The sequence below is a fragment of the Cryptosporangium arvum DSM 44712 genome, assembly GCF_000585375.1.
In the GTDB taxonomy this organism is placed as follows: Bacteria; Actinomycetota; Actinomycetes; order Mycobacteriales; family Cryptosporangiaceae; genus Cryptosporangium; species Cryptosporangium arvum.
Window position 1 is genome coordinate 4,809,273 of record NZ_KK073874.1, and the last position, 16,062, is coordinate 4,825,334.

At 72.6% G+C, this 16,062-nt stretch carries 18 protein-coding genes; 6 read left to right on the forward strand and 12 right to left on the reverse strand.

What is annotated here, in order from left to right:
• The first annotated feature begins 41 nt into the window (after window positions 1-41).
• Window positions 42-623: a helix-turn-helix domain-containing protein gene (locus CRYAR_RS21610; RefSeq protein ID WP_035854272.1), complete on the forward strand. Its 582-nt coding sequence runs from the start codon at window positions 42-44 to the stop codon at window positions 621-623.
• Here the strand turns inward: CRYAR_RS21610 and CRYAR_RS21615 are convergent.
• Window positions 620-979: a winged helix-turn-helix transcriptional regulator gene (locus CRYAR_RS21615; RefSeq protein ID WP_035854278.1), complete on the reverse strand. Its 360-nt coding sequence runs from the start codon at window positions 977-979 to the stop codon at window positions 620-622. The two genes, CRYAR_RS21610 and CRYAR_RS21615, sit on opposite strands and share 4 nt — an antisense overlap.
• A 55-nt stretch (window positions 980-1,034) precedes the next feature.
• On the opposite strand from CRYAR_RS21615, the gene CRYAR_RS21620 reads away from it, so the two are divergent.
• Window positions 1,035-1,856, forward strand: a complete 822-nt coding sequence (locus CRYAR_RS21620; RefSeq protein WP_035854280.1) for an NAD(P)H-binding protein — start codon at window positions 1,035-1,037, stop codon at window positions 1,854-1,856.
• Here CRYAR_RS21620 and CRYAR_RS21625 read toward each other — a convergent pair.
• The 4 genes from CRYAR_RS21625 to CRYAR_RS21640 all read right to left on the reverse strand — a co-directional run bounded on the left by CRYAR_RS21625 (window position 1,853) and on the right by CRYAR_RS21640 (window position 5,986).
• Window positions 1,853-2,638 carry a thioesterase family protein gene (locus tag CRYAR_RS21625; protein WP_211247574.1) on the reverse strand — a complete coding sequence of 262 codons (786 nt, stop codon included), beginning with the start codon at window positions 2,636-2,638 and terminating at the stop codon, window positions 1,853-1,855. The genes CRYAR_RS21620 and CRYAR_RS21625 overlap by 4 nt on opposite strands.
• A gap of 7 nt (window positions 2,639-2,645) precedes the next feature.
• Window positions 2,646-3,659, reverse strand: coding sequence for a tryptophan--tRNA ligase (gene trpS / locus CRYAR_RS21630; protein ID WP_051570760.1), 1,014 nt, complete (start codon window positions 3,657-3,659; stop codon window positions 2,646-2,648).
• Between the two features lie 102 nt (window positions 3,660-3,761).
• Window positions 3,762-4,862: an epoxide hydrolase family protein gene (locus CRYAR_RS21635; protein ID WP_035854286.1), complete on the reverse strand. Its 1,101-nt coding sequence runs from the start codon at window positions 4,860-4,862 to the stop codon at window positions 3,762-3,764.
• Complete coding sequence (locus CRYAR_RS21640) at window positions 4,859-5,986, reverse strand: FAD-dependent oxidoreductase (RefSeq protein ID WP_035854288.1); 1,128 nt, start codon at window positions 5,984-5,986, stop codon at window positions 4,859-4,861. Before CRYAR_RS21640 ends, CRYAR_RS21635 begins: the two co-directional genes overlap by 4 nt.
• 65 nt (window positions 5,987-6,051) lie before the next feature.
• On the opposite strand from CRYAR_RS21640, the gene CRYAR_RS21645 reads away from it, so the two are divergent.
• Complete coding sequence (locus CRYAR_RS21645; protein WP_035854290.1) at window positions 6,052-6,546, forward strand: FBP domain-containing protein; 495 nt, start codon at window positions 6,052-6,054, stop codon at window positions 6,544-6,546.
• 10 nt (window positions 6,547-6,556) lie between these two features.
• Here the strand turns inward: CRYAR_RS21645 and CRYAR_RS21650 are convergent, their stop codons facing one another.
• From CRYAR_RS21650 to CRYAR_RS21660, 3 genes are read right to left on the reverse strand one after another with little or no spacing between them, the layout of a single operon-like run.
• Complete coding sequence (locus CRYAR_RS21650; protein WP_035854295.1) at window positions 6,557-6,847, reverse strand: ribbon-helix-helix domain-containing protein; 291 nt, start codon at window positions 6,845-6,847, stop codon at window positions 6,557-6,559.
• Window positions 6,844-7,122, reverse strand: a complete 279-nt coding sequence (locus CRYAR_RS21655) for a hypothetical protein (protein WP_035854297.1) — start codon at window positions 7,120-7,122, stop codon at window positions 6,844-6,846. The genes CRYAR_RS21650 and CRYAR_RS21655 overlap by 4 nt, the downstream gene beginning before the upstream one ends.
• Before the next feature lie 43 nt (window positions 7,123-7,165).
• Window positions 7,166-7,741, reverse strand: coding sequence for a dihydrofolate reductase family protein (locus tag CRYAR_RS21660; protein ID WP_051570761.1), 576 nt, complete (start codon window positions 7,739-7,741; stop codon window positions 7,166-7,168).
• Between the two features lie 87 nt (window positions 7,742-7,828).
• Between CRYAR_RS21660 and CRYAR_RS21665 the strand changes: the two genes are divergently transcribed.
• On the forward strand, window positions 7,829-8,788 hold the full coding sequence (locus tag CRYAR_RS21665; RefSeq protein ID WP_035854301.1) for a GlxA family transcriptional regulator: 960 nt from the start codon (window positions 7,829-7,831) through the stop codon (window positions 8,786-8,788).
• 14 nt (window positions 8,789-8,802) lie between these two features.
• Here the strand turns inward: CRYAR_RS21665 and CRYAR_RS21670 are convergent, their stop codons facing one another.
• A complete protein-coding gene (locus tag CRYAR_RS21670) occupies window positions 8,803-9,447 on the reverse strand; it encodes a hypothetical protein (RefSeq protein WP_035854306.1) in 645 nt (214 codons plus the stop codon).
• Between the two features lie 1,341 nt (window positions 9,448-10,788).
• Between CRYAR_RS21670 and CRYAR_RS21675 the strand changes: the two genes are divergently transcribed.
• Both CRYAR_RS21675 and CRYAR_RS21680 read left to right on the forward strand, forming a co-directional pair.
• A complete protein-coding gene (locus CRYAR_RS21675) occupies window positions 10,789-11,307 on the forward strand; it encodes a DUF6624 domain-containing protein (protein ID WP_035854312.1) in 519 nt (172 codons plus the stop codon).
• Between the two features lie 206 nt (window positions 11,308-11,513).
• Window positions 11,514-12,083 (forward strand): GrpB family protein, encoded by a 570-nt coding sequence (locus CRYAR_RS21680; protein ID WP_051570762.1) that lies wholly within the window; start codon window positions 11,514-11,516, stop codon window positions 12,081-12,083.
• Window positions 12,084-12,140: 57 nt separating this feature from the next.
• On the opposite strand, the gene CRYAR_RS21685 is transcribed toward CRYAR_RS21680, so the two are convergent.
• The 3 genes from CRYAR_RS21685 to rsgA all read right to left on the reverse strand — a co-directional run bounded on the left by CRYAR_RS21685 (window position 12,141) and on the right by rsgA (window position 16,009).
• A complete protein-coding gene (locus tag CRYAR_RS21685) occupies window positions 12,141-12,749 on the reverse strand; it encodes a dihydrofolate reductase family protein (RefSeq protein ID WP_084700790.1) in 609 nt (202 codons plus the stop codon).
• 122 nt (window positions 12,750-12,871) lie between these two features.
• Entirely contained in the window at window positions 12,872-14,770 is a 1,899-nt protein-coding gene (locus tag CRYAR_RS21690; protein WP_035854322.1) for an ABC transporter ATP-binding protein, read from the reverse strand.
• Window positions 14,771-14,974: 204 nt separating this feature from the next.
• Window positions 14,975-16,009 (reverse strand): ribosome small subunit-dependent GTPase A, encoded by a 1,035-nt coding sequence (gene rsgA, locus CRYAR_RS21695; protein WP_035854327.1) that lies wholly within the window; start codon window positions 16,007-16,009, stop codon window positions 14,975-14,977.
• Window positions 16,010-16,062 lie beyond the last annotated feature (53 nt).

A 16,062-nucleotide genomic window follows, 5' to 3' on the forward strand; every position in this document is an offset into this window, starting at 1 on the left:
CGAAATGACAAACATTCTTGCTGAAGTGGCAAACTGGGGTGATGAGCGACGACTTCGATCCCGTCCTGACCGCCGTCGGACCGCGGCTGCGTGCCCTGCGCGCCCAGCGCGGCACGACGCTCACCGACCTGTCGGAAGCCACCGGCATCTCGGTGAGCACGCTCTCGCGCCTGGAGTCCGGGCAGCGCAAACCCACCCTCGAACTGCTGCTGCCGCTCGCCCGGGTGCACCAGGTGCAGCTCGACGAACTCGTCGGCGCCCCCACCACCGGTGACCCGCGCGTCCACCTGCGGCCCTACACCGTGCACGGGCGCACCACGATCCCGCTCTCCCAGCACCTCGGGGGGCTGCGCGCGTACAAACAGATCATTCCGCCGACGCCGGCCGGGGTGGACGTCACCGAGCAGCGCGTCCACGAGGGCTACGAATGGCTCTACGTGCTGTCCGGGACGCTGCGGCTCATCCTCGGCGAACACGACCTGACCCTCGGCGTCGGCGAGGTCGTGGAGTTCGACTGCCGCACCCCGCACGCGATCAGCAACCCCGGCCCGGCCGCCGCGGAGATCCTCGCCTTGTTCGGCCCGCAGGGTGAACGCCTGCACGTGCGGGCCCGCCCGGCTTAACGCGCGTCGAACGCCGCCCGCGCCTCGTGCACCTTCGGCAGGTTCGCCTCCGACCAGTCGGCCAGGCCCGCGAACAGCGGCGCGAGGCTCTGCCCGAGCGGCGTGATCTCGTACTCCACCCGCGGCGGCACCTCCGGGTGGTAGGTGCGGGTCACCAGCCCGTCGCGTTCGAGCTGACGCAGCCGCTGCGTCAGCACCTTCGGCGTGATCGAGCTCAGCCGCCGTTCCAGGTGCACGAAGCGTTGCCGCCCGTAGGTGTGCAACGCCCACAGGATCGGCGTCGTCCACCGGCTGAACACCAGATCCACCACCGGCGCGACCGGGCACGCCAACTCCGGGTCGTCGGTCTCACGCATCGGATAGCCACTTTCCTCTAGGTACCTACTGTCCTCAGGGTATTAGCGTCCTCGCATGATCGTGATCACCGGGGCGACCGGCACCGTCGGACGCCCGCTCGTACAGACCCTGATCGACGCCGGGCACGCCGTCACCGCCGTCGCCCGCACCGTCCCCACGGGAGTCGCCGCGGACCTCGCGCGCCCCGAGACCCTCCGCCCGGCCCTCGACGGCGCCGACGCGATATTCCTGCTGATCGCCGGTGACCTGCTCGTCGACGCCGGCGAGCCCGACGCTCTGCTCGAGACCATCACGGCCGCCGGGGTGCGCCGGGTCGTGCTCCTCTCCTCGCAGGCGGCACGCACCCGCCCGTCCGCGCCGTCACACTCCCGGCTACGGGCCTATGAGGACGCCCTGCGCCGCACCGCGGCGGAGTGGACGGTGCTGCGGCCCGGCGGGTTCGCGTCGAACACGTTCGCGTGGGTGCCGTCGGTGCGGGCCGCGCGCGCGGTCGCGGCCCCGTTCGCCGACGTGGCACTGCCGGTCGTCGACCCGGCCGACATCACCGCCGTCGCCGCGGCGGTCCTCACCGGCGACGGGCACGCGGGCCGGGCCTACGAGCTCACCGGCCCGGCCGCGATCAGCCCGCGGGAGCAGACCGCGGCCCTGGCCGCCGCGCTCGGCGAACCGGTGGCGTTCACCGAACTGACCCGCGCCGACGCCCGCGCCGCGATGCTGGCGTTCATGCCCGGACCGGTCGTCGAGGGCACCCTCGACATCCTCGGCCGCCCGGCCCCCGACGAGCAGCGGGTCAGCCCGGACGTCGAACGGGTCCTCGGCCGACCGCCCCGCTCCTACGCCGAGTGGGCCGCCGCCGCCATCGACGCGTTCCGCTAGGTCCGGTCGGCCACCAGCAGCGTCTGCAGGATCCGCCCGCAGTCACCGGACCGGTCGTCCAGCCGGCCGGTCGCCAGCCCGGACCCACCCGGGCTGGCGACCGTCTCGGCCCGCAGGCACAGCCACTCACCGACCGGGTCGCGGTGCAACGCCACCGTCACGTCGGTGTTGATCACCAGCCGCCCCACGAAATCCAGTTCGGAGCCGACCGCCCAGTTCGTGTCGGCGATCGTCAGTGCCCGGGTCAGCGGCGAATCCTCCGCGTCGGCGATCAGCGGGATCCGCTGCCGTCCCCACGCCTCCCCGGGGCCGGCCTCGGTGAACCCACCCCCGGACACGAACCGCCACTCCATCGCCGAGAGGTACCCGGCGACGTGCGCGCCGGCGGCCATCGGCGCCGGCGTCGCCACGTCCGGAAGCGGCGACGCCGGCGGCCCGTGACGCAGCGGCGGCGTGTCGGCGGGCGCGGCCAGCACCCGCCACGCGCGCGCCCGCATCACCGTGCGCCCGGCCGCACTGATCTGCGCGTCGAGCAGCTCGGTGCGCGCCGTCGAGCTGATCGTGGTGACCTCCACCGACAGTTCCGCGACCGGCACCGGCCGCGGGATGTCGAGCGTCACCCGCGCGATCCGGAACCCCTCCCGCGGCGCGTGCCGCTCCATCACCGCACCGATCAGCCCCGACGGCGGCCCGGCGTGCTGGAGAGCAGCGCTCCACGGCCCCGCCGTCGCCGTGCTGCTCTCGAACCGGCCGTCACCCAGATCCCGGTAGAACGCGTCCACAGCAGTATCAATACGCCATCCCCATGGCGGTGCGCACCTCCGCCAGCGTGGCCTCGGCCACCGCACCGGCCCGCTGCGCCCCGGCCCGCAGGATCTCGCGCACGAAACCCCGGTCGGCCGCATAGGACGCGCGGCGGGCCCGGATCGGCGCGAAGTAGTCGTTGACCGCGTCGATCACGACGTTCTTCAACGCCGCGGCGCCGCCCGGCCCGACGTCGGCCGCCACCGCGTCCGGGTCGCGGTCGAGGCACAACGCGGCCAGCAGCACCAGGCTCGACACCTCCGGCCGGGTGTCCGGCCGGTAGGTGATGTGCCGGTCGGCGTCGGTCTTCGTGCCGCGGATCAGCCGCGCGGTCTCGTCCGCGCTCGCGCCGATCGCGATCGCGTTGCCCCGGCTCTTGCTCATCTTCGTCCCGTCGGTGCCCAGCAGCAGCGGCGCCGCCGAGAGCAGCGCCTCCGGCACCGGGAACACCGGCGCGTACCGGTCGTTGAACCGGCGCGCGATCGTGCGGGTCAGCTCCAGGTGCGGCAACTGGTCCTGCCCGACCGGAACCAGCGTCGACTTGCCGAACAGGATGTCGGCGGCCTGGTGCGCGGGGTAGGTGAACATCAACCCGTTCACCGCCCGCCGCGACTGGGCGATCTCGTCCTTGACGGTGGGGTTGCGTTCCAGCTCGGACACCGAGATCAGGCTCAGGAACGGCAGCAGCAGCTGGTTGAGCGCCGGCAGCGCGCTGTGGGCGACGATCGTCGTCGACGGGTCGATACCGGCCGCCAGGTAGTCCAGCACCAGCCCGTCGACGTGCCCGGGCAGGTCACGGGCGGCGTCGCGGTCGGTGAGCACCTGATAGTCGGCGATCAGCACGGTCAGCTCGGCGCCGCCGCGTTGCAGGAGCACACGGTTGTGCAGCGTGCCGAAGTAGTGCCCGAGGTGCAGCGCCCCGGTCGGCCGGTCACCGCTCATCACACGGTCCACGGGAAAGGGTCCTCTCGGAGAAGAGGACCGTCCGATGGACAGCAAACAGGGCCGTTCGCACCGAACGGCCCTGTTTGTTGATTCGTGCGTGACGAGGCGCCGCTCCTATCCGGAGCGCCACCAGCTCAGACGCGCACTACGCATGTCTCACAGCGTAGCGAAGAACGCGCGGATGTCCGCCACCAATAACTCCGGCACCTCGAGCGCGGCGAAGTGCCCGCCGGTGTCGAAATCGGTCCAGTGGGTGATCGTGTTGACCTGCTCGGCGAACCGGCGGATCGCCATGTCCTCGGCGAACACCGCCACCCCCGTCGGCACCGGGGACCTCCCGGCCGGCCGCAGGCCCGCGGTGTGCAGCACCTCGTAGTACAGGTTCGCCGACGAGGCGGCGGTGCCGGTCACCCAGTACACCATCACGTTGGTGAGCAGCCGGTCGCGGCCGACGGGGATGCCCTCGCCGTGCGTCCACTCGTAGAACTTCTCCACGATCCACGCGAGCTGCCCGACCGGGGAGTCGTGCAGCCCGAAGGCGAGCGTCTGCGGTTTCGTGGCCTGCTGTTTGAAGTAGCCGTTGCCTTCGCGCCGGTAGTGCCGCGACAACGCCAGCCGCTGCTTCTCCACCGCCGTGAACGTGTCGTCGGGCTCGACGCGCCCGGGCGCCATGAACCCGCCGGTGGCCGCGTTGACGTGCACCCCGACGACGTTGCCGGGGTGCCGGCGGCCCATCGCCGGGGTGATCACCGCCCCGAAGTCGCCGCCCTGCACGCCGTAGCGTTCGTAACCCAGGCGCCCCATGAGCTCGGCGAACGCGTCGGCGATCCGCTCGATGCCCCAGCCGGGCTCCGACAGCGGCCCGGAGAACCCGAACCCCGGTAACGACGGGATCACCAGGTGGAAGTCCTCGCGGAGCGGTCCGATGACGTCGAGGAACTCCACCACCGACCCGGGCCAGCCGTGCACCAGCAGCAGCGGCAGCGCGTCGGCCCGCGGCGAGCGCACGTGCAGGAAATGCAGGCGCTGCCCGTCGACGTCGGTCGTGTACTGCGGATGGGCGTTGAGCTCGGCTTCGGCGGCCCGCCAGTCGTAGCCGCGGGCCCAGTAGCCGGCCAGGTCACGCAGATAGTCGACGGGGACGCCCCGCTGCCAGCCGGGGCCGGGCAGCGACGGGGTCCAGCGGGTGCGGGCCAGGCGGTCGGCGAGGTCGTCGAGGTCGGTTCGGGGAACGTCGATCCGGAACTCCGCGATCATGCGTCGACGGTAACGAGCTGCTCCGAGGACGTCAGCAGATCGACCAGACCCCGCGGGGCGTCCGCACGGAAGCACACCGCGAACATCGCCGCCGCCTCGGCCGCGGCCGCGGAGGCCCGCGGGAACAGCAGCTCCTCGTAGGCGCCGAGCGCGGCCTCGGGGTCGTTCGGGTGGCCCACCAGCGCCGCGGCGAGCTCGGCGCCGTCGAGCATCGCCTGGTTCGCGCCGTCGCACGCGAACGGCGCCATCAGGTGCGCGGCATCGCCGAGCAGCGTCACCCCGGGGGTGCGGGGCCAGCGGTGCCCGGCCGGCAGCGTGTGGATGCCACGCGCCACCAGCGGGCCGCCGGCCTCCGCGACCAGCGCGCGCAGACCCTCGTGCCAGCCGTCGAACGCCGCCAGCAGCGCGGCCCGCAGGTCCGCGGGCGCCCACCGGTCGGGGACGGCCAGCGCCGCGTACACCTGCAGGCTCCCGTCGGCGTCGCGATGGCAGATCAGGCCCCGGCCGTCGCCGAGGGCGAGTGTCAGCCCGGGCCCGGCGACGGCCGCGGCCACCGGGTGGCGGGCGTCGGCGTCGAACAGCGTCAGCTCGACGTACGTCGAGCCGGTGGAGGTGGGTTCGGCCGCCGACACCAGCGGGCGGATCCGTGACCAGCCGCCGTCCGCCCCGACCAGCACACCGCTGCTCACCGGTGGGGCACCGGCGATACGCACCTCGTGCCGGCCGCCGTCCAGCGGCCGGACCCCGGTGACCTCCGCGCCCCACCGGACGGTGCCCGGCGGCAACGACCCGACGAGCAGGGCACGCAGTGCGCGGCGGTCGACCTCGGGACGGTCGGGGACGGCGTCGGCGTGCTGCTCGTAGTGCCGGGCGCCGGCGGCGTCGAGGATGCGCAGCGCACCACCGCCGGGCGTGGTGATCGCCGCGACCTCCCGCTGCAGCCCGGCCGCCCGCAGCGCGGCCCCGCCCGAGGCCGGGTGCAGGTCGAGCACACCGCGGCGGCGATCGTCGGGATGAGGGGCCCGGTCGTAGACCACGGCGGGCACACCGTGGTGGTGCAGGACGCGGGCGGCGGTCAGCCCACCGAGCCCCGCACCGACGATCACGATCGGATGATGCTCCATTTGCACACTTTGCACCGTTTACCGCGTCGGGTAAAGCAATTGCCCGTTCGCGTAGCGTCCGTTGTATGAAACAACTCGCCGAACCCGAGATCCGGGGCGCGTTCGTCAACTGCTCCAAGGGCGAGGCCAAACGGATCCCGATGGCCCGGGACCTCGACACCCGGCCGTGGGACGACCTGGACTACCTGGGATGGACCGACCTGTCGGCCCCCGACCGCAGCTACCTGGCCACCGAACACGACGGCACGCTCGTCGCCGTGGTGCTGCGCGCCGCCACCGGGCCCCGCGGCTACACCCGGCGCAGCCTCTGCTCGCTGTGCCTCACCCAGCATCCCGGCCGCGGCGTCGCGCTGATGACCGCACGCAAGACCGGCGCGGCCGGACGGCAGGGCAACTCCGTCGGCACCTACGTGTGCAGCGACCTCGCGTGCTCGCTCTACGTCCGGGGCCTCCGGAAACCCGCCGTCGGCGGACGCCTCGAGGAGACCCTCACGGTCGACGACCAGATCACCCGCCTCCGGCTGCACCTCGACGGTTTCCTGCGCAACCTGGAGAGCTAGGCGGCGCCGCTCAGGCGACGTCGCGGGCCAGCTGATCGATCGCGCGGTGCAGATCGGCCAGACGCAGCGTCACGGTGGCGTCCCCGGTGGCCGCCAGCTGCGTGAGGCCGGCCTCCACGTACTCGCGGACCAGCGCCGAGGGCGTCACCCCGCGCCGCGCGGCCTCGGCCTCCAGCTGCGTGGACAACGCGGCGGGCAACCGGGTGGAGTGCACCACGGTCGCGCCCCGCCCGGGCGTCTCGGCCACCGCGCCCGACCAGTCGGTGCCGGCCAGGACCTCCATCGCCTCGTCGCGGCTCATGCCTCGCCCCTCTCCAGCACGTCAGCGATCTGACGGGCCTCGTCGCGCTGCAGCTCGCGGGCCGACACGACCAGGTACTGATCGGGGTCCTCCTCGATCAGAACCACGGCCACCCACCGGCCGTCGGCGGTCACCGACGCCACCCGCAGCACCGCCCCGATGTGCTGGCGAACCCGCCGCGGTGCGCGCAACACCTGCAGCGCGGCCTGCCAGCCCACCCCGGCGGCGTCGAGGGCGTCGTAGGACCGCTCGTCGAACCGGTAGGTCTCGTCCACGAACCGAACGTAGACGAGTGTAAACAGGGCGGTTGATCGGGGGCTAGACCTCGGTGTCTGATTCGTTCCCGCCGGTCGTGGTCGCGGGGGCGTACGTGACGGCGATCGCACCGCCCGGGAACGGCTCGGAGCTGATGAGCGTCAACTCGGTCGGGGCGGTGAACAGCGGCAGGCCACTGCCCAGCGCCACCGGGTGGACGACCAGCCGGTACTCGTCCACCAGGCCCCGCGCGATCAGCGCACGGGCGAACCCCGCGCCGCCGTGCGCCAGCAGGTCGTCGCCGTCCTCGGCTTTGAGGCGGCCGACCTCGGCGGTCAGGTCACCGGAGAGCACCGTCGTGTGCGGCCACGTGCCCTCGGCGAGGGTGCGGGAGAACACGATCTTCGGGATGTCGTTCATCGGCGCCGCGTAGGGCTCGTCGGAGTCCGGCCAGTGCGTGGCCATGTCGCCGTAGGTGACACGGCCCATCAGGTGCGCGCCGGCCCGCCCCAGCAGATCGACCATCCACTCCTGCAGTTCCTCGTCGACGCTCGGGAAGATCCACCCGACGTCACCGTCGTTCCTCCCCACGAAACCGTCCAGCGAGACCGACATCTTCACGACGAGCTTTCGCGGCATGAGTCGTGCGTAGCGGCGACGGCGGGTGGACGCAAGCCGGTTCCCTCAGCTCGTGGCCAGAACCCGGCGCTCGGTACAGTTCCGGTCATGCTGACGATCGCGGTGCTGGCCCTCCCGCACGTGGTGCCGTTCGACCTGGCGGTGCCGGTCGAGGTGTTCGGACGCAGCCGCCGCACCGACGGGACACCCGCCTACCGGGTGATCGTGTGCGGCCCGCCCGGCGACGTCGACGCCGGGCTGTTCACGATCCGCGTCCGGCACCCCCTGGCCGCCCTGGACACGCTCACCGCCGCCGACACGATCGTCGTACCGGGCGTCGACGACGTGGACGTCCCCGCCGCCCCCGAGATCCTCGACGCCCTGCGCACCGCCGCCGCACGCGGTGTGCGCATCGCGTCGGTGTGCTCGGGGGCGTTCGTGCTCGCCGCCACCGGCCTGCTCGACGGGCTGCGCGCCACCACCCACTGGCTCGGCACCGCCGCACTGGCCGCCCGGCACCCGGCGATCGACGTCGACCCCGACGTGTTGTTCGTCGACAACGGCCAGCTGCTCACCTCCGCCGGCGCCGCCGCCGGCCTCGACCTGTGCCTGCACCTGGTACGCCGCGACCACGGCGCGGCCGTGGCCGCCGACGCCGCCCGCCACTCGGTGATGCCGCTGGAACGCGACGGCGGCCAGGCCCAGTTCATCGCCCACGAGCCACCGGTACCCGACGGTGTGTCCCTGCGGCCCCTGCTGACGTGGCTGGAGGAACACCTCGACGAGGAACTCACCCTCGACCGGATCGCCCGGCAGGCCGCGCTCTCCACCCGCACGCTGTCACGCCGGTTCCGCGAACAGACGTCGTCGACGCCGCTGCAGTGGCTCAACCGGGCGAGGCTGCGGCGGGCGCAACACCTGCTGGAGACCACCGACCATCCGGTCGAGCGGGTGGGCGGCCTGGTGGGGTTCGCGGCGGCGAGCACGTTCCGTGACCGGTTCGCGCGGTTGGTGGGGGTGAGCCCGGCGGTGTACCGGGCGAGGTTCCGCCAGGCGCCAGCGGCGTAGCGCGGTAGTAGGGGTTACACGCCGGTAGTGGAGCCGGGACGCACGATCATCAGCACGACGACGACGGCCCAGAGCAGGTTGAAGATGCCGGTGGCCATGCCCAGCCGGGCCGCCGAGCGCGCTGCCTCCGGACGGTCGCCGGTGGAAACGGCTTCACCTGGGGTGGAGGGTGAGTCTTCCGGTGTGGTTCCGGTAGGGGCGAGTGCGGGGCCGGTAGCCGTGACCGTGCCGCCGTCCGAGGCGGCTGTGGTTGGGGTGGCTGTGGTGCGGGTGGCTTTGGTGCGGGCGGCCGTGGTGCCGGTCAGGGTGGTCGGCGTCGTGGGCGCGTCTAGCGCGGCCAGGGCCTGGGACTGCTGGGGGAGCACCGCGAGCAGCAACACCGCGGCGGCGATGGCGGTGAGCACGATCGAGCTGAGCAACCACGCATCGGTCAGCACGCCGAGCGCCGCCGCGGTCGCCAACCCGAACGCCGGCACGGTCAACCCGACGACCGTGTAGACCCGGCAGATGCGGTGCAACACGGCGAGGATCGTCGGCGCCTTCGGATCCTGCGCGGCCGTGCGCACGTACCGCGGAAACATACTGGCCGCGACGGCGACCGGCCCGATCGTGAGAATCGCGGCCAGAACATGGAGGCTGAGGAAGAACGCGGCATTCACGCGCCCCGACGTTAGGGCGACGGCACGCTCCCCGGCAGCGGCAAGAACGCCATCCTCCGCCGACTTCCCGCCATCACTTCTCCGCGCCGCACCTCCCTCCACCGCACCGTTGCGCCCAGCCGCCATCCGTGGTCGCGCTGTCCGCCCACATCAAAGACCGCGCCCGCCGCACCCCGGCGCTAGTGGCCTGCGCTCACCTGGCCCTCCGGCGGCTGCGCGGGCACATCGACGCGCACACCCGCGTTGTTCGGCTGCGCTCACTCGGCCTTCCGCGGCTGCGCTCACCCGGGGTACTCGCCAGTTGCGACCTCTCTGCCCGGCCCAGCCGCCACTCACTTCGGCCCTCCGCGTCCGCGCGTTCACCCCGGCTACCCCAGCCTCCTGGGCCGTACGAAGGCAGTGGCATCTATGCGGCACCGAGGCGCACACCGTTCGAACGCGGGCCTTTCCGTGAGGCAATTCAGAGGTGGGCGTTCGGGTGCGGGCCGCCCAGTTGTGAGCGTTCGCATGTGGGGCCGCCCGTACGCGAACCGGTCGGGCGCAAAGCATTCGGACATAACGCATTTGGGCGCGAGGCGCAGTGCACGCGGCAGCCGCGCGCCGACATCTGCGCCTCCGGTATTCGTGCCCCGGGTATTCGTGCCCCGGGTATCTCGGCCTCCGGTATCTCGGCCTCCGGTGCGATGCGACCGGAGAGATGGGCGCCCGAGTGGTCTGCGCATGGCCCGCATGAAGCGCGCGGAAGACAGCCGGTATGCCGCCGTCCGCGCCCCACGCTTGGAGCCCCACGCTTGGAGACCCACGCGCCTGACCTACCGCGCGCCTGACTTCCCGCGCGCTGCGCATGAGACGTCCTACCGCCCAGACTCTTGCGCACCAGTGGCGAGATGCCGCGGTGGCGGGGGCCGCGGTGGCGGGGGCCGCGGTGGCGGGGGCCCGGTGGCGGGGGCCCGGTGGCGGGGGCCCGGTGGCGGGCCAAGGTGGCGGGTGGCGGAGTCGCGAGTGGCGACCGTGAACCGACTCTCCGATGAGCTGAGTCGCCCGGTCCTGGCACGCGGGAGGGGGCCCTGTCGCCGGCCGGGGCCGACCTGCCCGGCGCTCGCGGGGTGAGGCGCCGCGCACCCCGGAGATTTCCGGTGCCTGTCCAGTATCTCCCGCGGAGCGGCCCCAGGGCATCGTTCTGGGAGAGGACGCCCCGGGTAACGGGCCCGATCTACGGTTGCGGCGCCGACCCGGCCAGCTGTGCACGCGGCTCCCGTGTGCCACGACATCGCGCGGGCCGGGCATCGAGCAGCGAGGCGCGCCGACCGGTCGGCGCCCCGGACCAGACAGGAGAACAGCGTGGCCGAGCAGGTGCGCGAACTGGCCGCCGAACTGATCGCGATGGCGGCGGCCGACACGCAAGCGACCCCGTACGGCCTGGACACCGCGACCCCGGCCCACCAGCTGGCCTGGCGCCGGCTGACCACCGAACACGCCGACCGGCTCGCCACCCTGATGGCCCGGCACGGCTGGCCGACCCCCGGGCTGGTCGGCGCGGAAGCGTCCCGGTGCGCGTGGAAGATCGCGATGCACGCCGACCGGCAACTGGACGTCCAGCGCCGCGCGCTTGCGCTCCTCGACGAGGCGGTCGCCGCCGGCGAAGGAACCCCGCGCGAGGTGGCGATGCTGCGTGACCGGGTGCTCGTCAACGAGGGCCACCCGCAGATCTACGGCACCCAGATCGCCGCCGTGCAGGACGGCCGGCCCGTACCCTGGCCCGTGGCCGATCCCGACCGCATGGAGGAGCTCCGCGCCTCCGTGGGCCTCCCGTCCTTCGCCGACCACATCGCCGCCAATCCGCTACCCGCCCCTCACTAACGCGGCTCTACCGCCGGCGTGTCGGCGATCCACCGTCGATACCGCGACGGCACCCGCGTCGAAGGTGCGACGCACCCGGGCGCTCGGCCCGCCGAAAGCACGACGCACTCACCACCTCGTCGATCGCGATCCCGGGCAGGTGCGACAGCACCTCCTGCGCGGCTTCACGCCGCAGGACAACGAGCCACGGACCGTACGATCGCCCGATGGACGGCCGAACCGACCAAGCCGGCAAGCGCGTGATCCACATCGCGGACTACGACCCGTCGTGGCCGGCGCGCTTCGCGGAGATCGGCGCCGCGCTTCGCCGAGCACTCGGGGACGTGGCCCTGCGCATCGACCACATCGGTTCCACCTCGGTGCCCGGACTCGCCGCGAAGGCGATCATCGATGTCCAGATATCGGTCATCCGTCTGGAGCCGGTGGAGCCGTTCCGTGATCGTCTGCGCGGCATGGGGCTGGTCTACCGGGCGGACAACCCCGAACGAACCAAACGCTACTTCCGGGAAGCGCCGGGCCGTCCGCGTTCACACATCCACGTCCGCCGCGCCGGCAGCTTCTCCGAGCAGTTCTCCCTGCTGTTCCGCGACTTCCTCCGCGTGGACCGGCGGGCGGCCGCCGATTACGTCTCGGTCAAGCGGGATCTCGCCCGGCGGCATCCCCACGACGGGCAGGCATACACCGACGCCAAGGCAGCGATCTGCTGGGCGATCATCCACCGAGCCGACGAGTGGGCACAACAGAACGGATGGGAGCCGGGCCCGTCCGACGCCTGAGCCGGGTGGGACGTCGTCATCGCGTCTCGGCCGAGGAGCGGATGCAGGGACGCGCGGTCATGTGATGACCCGGTAGCGCAGATGGGTGACGCCGTCGGATTCGACCACTCGGGTGCATTCGAGGCCCACGGGCTCCGGCAGGTTCGCGAAGAGCGCGACGCCGCTACCGAGGAGGACCGGGATCAGATTGAGGTTGATCTCGTCGACCAGTCCCGCCGCCATGTACTGCTGCGCGACGTTCGCGCTGGTGATGCCGATGGGGCGGTCACCAGCCACGTGGCGGGCCTGGTCCAGGGCGCTGCGGATGCCGTCGGTCACGGCCGTCCCGCCGGTGCCCGGCCCCACCCAGTGAGGCGGAGCGCTGTGGGTGAGGACGAAGAACGGTGCGCCGGCCGGGTGGTGGCCGCCCCAGCCGCGGGCGATGTCGAAGGTGCGTCGGCCGGTGAGCACAGCGCCGCAGTCGAAGAGTTCGGTGGCGACCTGGCGGCTGCGGGTCGGCGGGGCGAATCGAGGGTCGTTCGCGAGTGGCTCCGTACCGGCGGTCCACCAGTCGAACAGGCTGCTGCCGCCGTCGCCCAGCGGGTTGTCCGGCCCGTCGTGCGGTCCGGCGATGTAGCCGTCCAGAGAGATCGACAGGCTGATGGAGGTGATCGTCATGCCAGGCATTCAACCATATGGTTTAAAGGCTTCGGGGCGGCTGCACGGACGACGAAGGCCCGCTGCCGCGGTCCTGGGGGACCGGGGCGGCGGGCCAGCGTAGGGCCGGGGCGGTGGGCCCGCGCCGACGGTCAGGCCAGCGGCGCGGCCAGGTCTTCGGGAGCGGTGGGGTCGTCGGCGAACTGGGTGCGGTGCAGTTCGGCGTAACGCCCGCCCAGGGCCAGCAACTGCGGGTGCGTGCCGCGTTCGACGATGCGGCCGCCCTCGACCACGAGGATCTGGTCGGCGGCGCGGATCGTCGACAAGCGGTGCGCGATGACCACCGCGGTGCGCCCGGCGAGCGCCTCGGCGAGCGCGGCCTGCACGGCGGCCTCCGACGTGGAGTCCAGGTGCGCGGTCGCCTCGTCCAGGATCACCACCCGCGGCCGGGCCAGCAGGAGCCGCGCGATCGTCAGCCGCTGCCGTTCCCCGCCCGACAACCGGTACCCACGTTCCCCGACCACCGTGTCGAGCCCGTCCGGGAGCGCGGCGACCAGATCGGCCAGCCGGGCCCGCCCGAGCGCGTCCCACACCTCGGCGTCGGTGGCACCGGGGCGGGCCAGCAGCAGGTTCTCGCGGATCGACTCGTGGAACAGGTGACCGTCCTGCGTGACCAGCCCCAGCGCGTCGCGCACGGAGTCGGTGGTCAGGTCACGCACGTCCACCCCGGAGAGCCGCACCGCGCCGGAGTCGACGTCGTAGAGACGCGGGATGAGCTGCGCGACCGTGGACTTCCCGGCCCCGGACGAACCGACGAGCGCCACCATCTGCCCGGCGCCGACGGTGAACGACAGGTCGTGCAGCACCTCCACCCCGCCGCGGGTGTCGAGCGCGGCGACCTCCTCGAGCGAGGCGAGCGACACCTTGTCGGCCGAGGGGTAGCTGAACCGGACGTGGTCGAACTCCACCGACACCGGCCCGTCGGGAACCGGCCGCGCGCCGGGCTTCTCGGTGATCAGCGGCGGCAGGTCGAGCACCTCGAAGACCCGCTCGAAGCTCACCAACGCGGTCATGACCTCCATCCGGGCGCTGGCCAGCGCGGTCAGCGGCGCGTAAAGACGGGTCAGCAGCAACGCCATCGCCACCACCGCACCGGCCTCCAGCTGCCCGCGCAGCGCGTAGAACCCGCCCAGCCCGTACACCAGCGCGAGCGCCAGCGCCGAGACGAGGGTGAGCGCGGTGATGAACACGAACTGCACCATCGCGGTGCGGACCCCGATGTCACGGACCCGCCCGGCGCGCTCGGCGAACGCCGCGGACTCCCGGCGCGGCCGCCCGTAGAGCTTCACCAGCGTGGCGCCGGGCGCGGAGAACCGCTCGGTCATCTGCGTGCTCATCGTCGCGTTGTGGTCGGCCGCCTCGCGTTCCAGCCGCGCCAGCCGGTTACCCATCCGCCGCGCCGGCAGGACGAACACCGGCAGGAGCAGCAACGCCAGCAGCGTGATCTGCCACGAGATGCCGAGCATCACCACGAGAGTGAGCACGAGCGTCACCACGTTGCCGACGACCCCGGACAGGGTGTCGCTGAACGCGCGCTGCGCCCCGATCACGTCGTTGTTCAGGCGGCTGACCAGCGCACCGGTGCGGGTGCGGGTGAAGAACGCGATCGGCATCCGCTGCACGTGATCGAACACCGCGGTACGCAGGTCGAGGATGAGGCCCTCACCGATGCCCGCCGACAGGCGCCGGGTGGCCAGGCCGATACCGGCCTCGGCGACCGCGATCACCGCGATCAGCACCGCCAGGCGCACCACCACCCCGGTGGCCTCGGAGCCGACGATCGCGTCGACCACCCGGCCGGCCAGCACCGGGGTGGCCACGGCCAGCAGCGCCCCGGCCACCGACAACCCGATGAACAGCATCAGCTCCCGCCGGTGGGGCCGGGCGAAGCCACCGATGCGCCGCAGCGTCGCCCGGGAGAACGGCCGCCGTTCCTCACTGGCGTGCATCGCGTGGTACAGCGAATTCCACGCGGTCATTTCCATACTCATGGCGTAGTCCTCCGGTCCGACGTCACCGGAACCGTAAGAGTTGAAGTGAGCTTCAGGTCAAGCGTGCAGATGCCGCCTCCTCGACGGCACCTGCACGCTCTGCTTCGCGGAAGCATCCAGAACGTAGCGGCACCCTCCGACAAAACCGCGTGGCGCTCACCGCAACGCGGAGCCGCGACCGCCCACCGGATCCTCGACAGCATCTCAGCGCCGCCCGTGACCAGGGCGGTTGAACTGATTACGGAACTGGCGATGCAACGAACGTTCCTTCGCGCGGCGCTCGGCACGCAGCCGGGCGTCGGTGCGCGCGGCCGCCCACTCGTTCTCACGCACGAGCTTGCGGTAGCTCTCCAGCCGCCGCGCCGGCACCAGCCCCGCGTCGATCGCCGCCTGCACCGCGCAGCCGGGTTCACCACCGTGGGCGCAGTCGCCGAACCGGCAGTCCGCGGCCAGCGCGTCGATGTCGGCGAAGACCCGCGCGACACCGTCCTCGGCGTCGAACAACCCCACACCACGCAGCCCCGGGGTGTCGATGAGCACCCCGGACCCGCCGCGCAGGGCCAGGAGTTCCCGGCGGACGGTGGTGTGCCGCCCCTTGCCGTCGCCGGCACGCACCTCACGCACCGCCAGCTCCACACCGGTCAGCGCCGAGGCCAGCGTGGACTTGCCGACCCCCGACCGCCCGACGAGCACCACGGTGCCGGTCAGCTCGGCGGCCAGCGCGTCCAGACCGGCTCCCGACCGGGCGCTGGTGGGGATCACGTCCACCCCGATCGCCACACCGGTGAGCAGATCGAGCGCGCGATCGACGTCGGCACCGGAATCGGTTTTGGTGAGCACCACGACGGGCCGGGCGCCGCTCTCCCACGCCAGCGCCAGCAGCCGCTCGGCGCGACCGAGGTCCAGCTCGCCCTCACAGGGGATCACGACCGCGACGACGTCGACGTTGGCCGCCAGGACCTGCCCGGACGACACCCCCGACGCCGACGCGCGCACCAGCGCCGTCCGCCGCGGCAGCACGGCGTGGATGGAGAGGCCGGAGAGCGCGACCCAGTCGCCGGTACACACGTCCAGCCGCGAGTACTCGGCGTGCAGCACCTCGGTGCCGGTCGCGACCTCGCACCGGCCGCGGTCGACCCGCACCACGCGCCCGGGGATCAGCCCACCGGCGGCGTGCGGAGCGAACGAATCAGCCCAGGCGGAGTCCCACCCGAGCACGTCAAACGACAGAGAAGACAATGCAGGAACCCTTTACGGGGAATGGCCCCGGCGAGAAGGCTCAGCCGGCGGCC

Excerpts from the sequence above, each read along its gene's own strand:
- CRYAR_RS21645 (WP_035854290.1), top strand. The coding sequence starts at position 6,052 with ATGAAACAACTCGCCGAACCCGAGATCCGGGGCGCGTTCGTCAACTGC.
- CRYAR_RS21635 (WP_035854286.1), bottom strand. The coding sequence starts at position 4,862 with ATGATCGCGGAGTTCCGGATCGACGTTCCCCGAACCGACCTCGACGAC.
- CRYAR_RS21660 (WP_051570761.1), bottom strand. The coding sequence starts at position 7,741 with ATGCCGCGAAAGCTCGTCGTGAAGATGTCGGTCTCGCTGGACGGTTTC.
- CRYAR_RS21680 (WP_051570762.1), top strand. The coding sequence starts at position 11,514 with ATGGACGGCCGAACCGACCAAGCCGGCAAGCGCGTGATCCACATCGCG.
- CRYAR_RS21650 (WP_035854295.1), bottom strand. The coding sequence starts at position 6,847 with ATGAGCCGCGACGAGGCGATGGAGGTCCTGGCCGGCACCGACTGGTCG.
- CRYAR_RS21620 (WP_035854280.1), top strand. The coding sequence starts at position 1,035 with ATGATCGTGATCACCGGGGCGACCGGCACCGTCGGACGCCCGCTCGTA.
- CRYAR_RS21665 (WP_035854301.1), top strand. The coding sequence starts at position 7,829 with ATGCTGACGATCGCGGTGCTGGCCCTCCCGCACGTGGTGCCGTTCGAC.
- CRYAR_RS21690 (WP_035854322.1), bottom strand. The coding sequence starts at position 14,770 with ATGAGTATGGAAATGACCGCGTGGAATTCGCTGTACCACGCGATGCAC.
- CRYAR_RS21615 (WP_035854278.1), bottom strand. The coding sequence starts at position 979 with ATGCGTGAGACCGACGACCCGGAGTTGGCGTGCCCGGTCGCGCCGGTG.
- CRYAR_RS21685 (WP_084700790.1), bottom strand. The coding sequence starts at position 12,749 with ATGCCTGGCATGACGATCACCTCCATCAGCCTGTCGATCTCTCTGGAC.
- CRYAR_RS21640 (WP_035854288.1), bottom strand. The coding sequence starts at position 5,986 with ATGGAGCATCATCCGATCGTGATCGTCGGTGCGGGGCTCGGTGGGCTG.
- CRYAR_RS21610 (WP_035854272.1), top strand. The coding sequence starts at position 42 with ATGAGCGACGACTTCGATCCCGTCCTGACCGCCGTCGGACCGCGGCTG.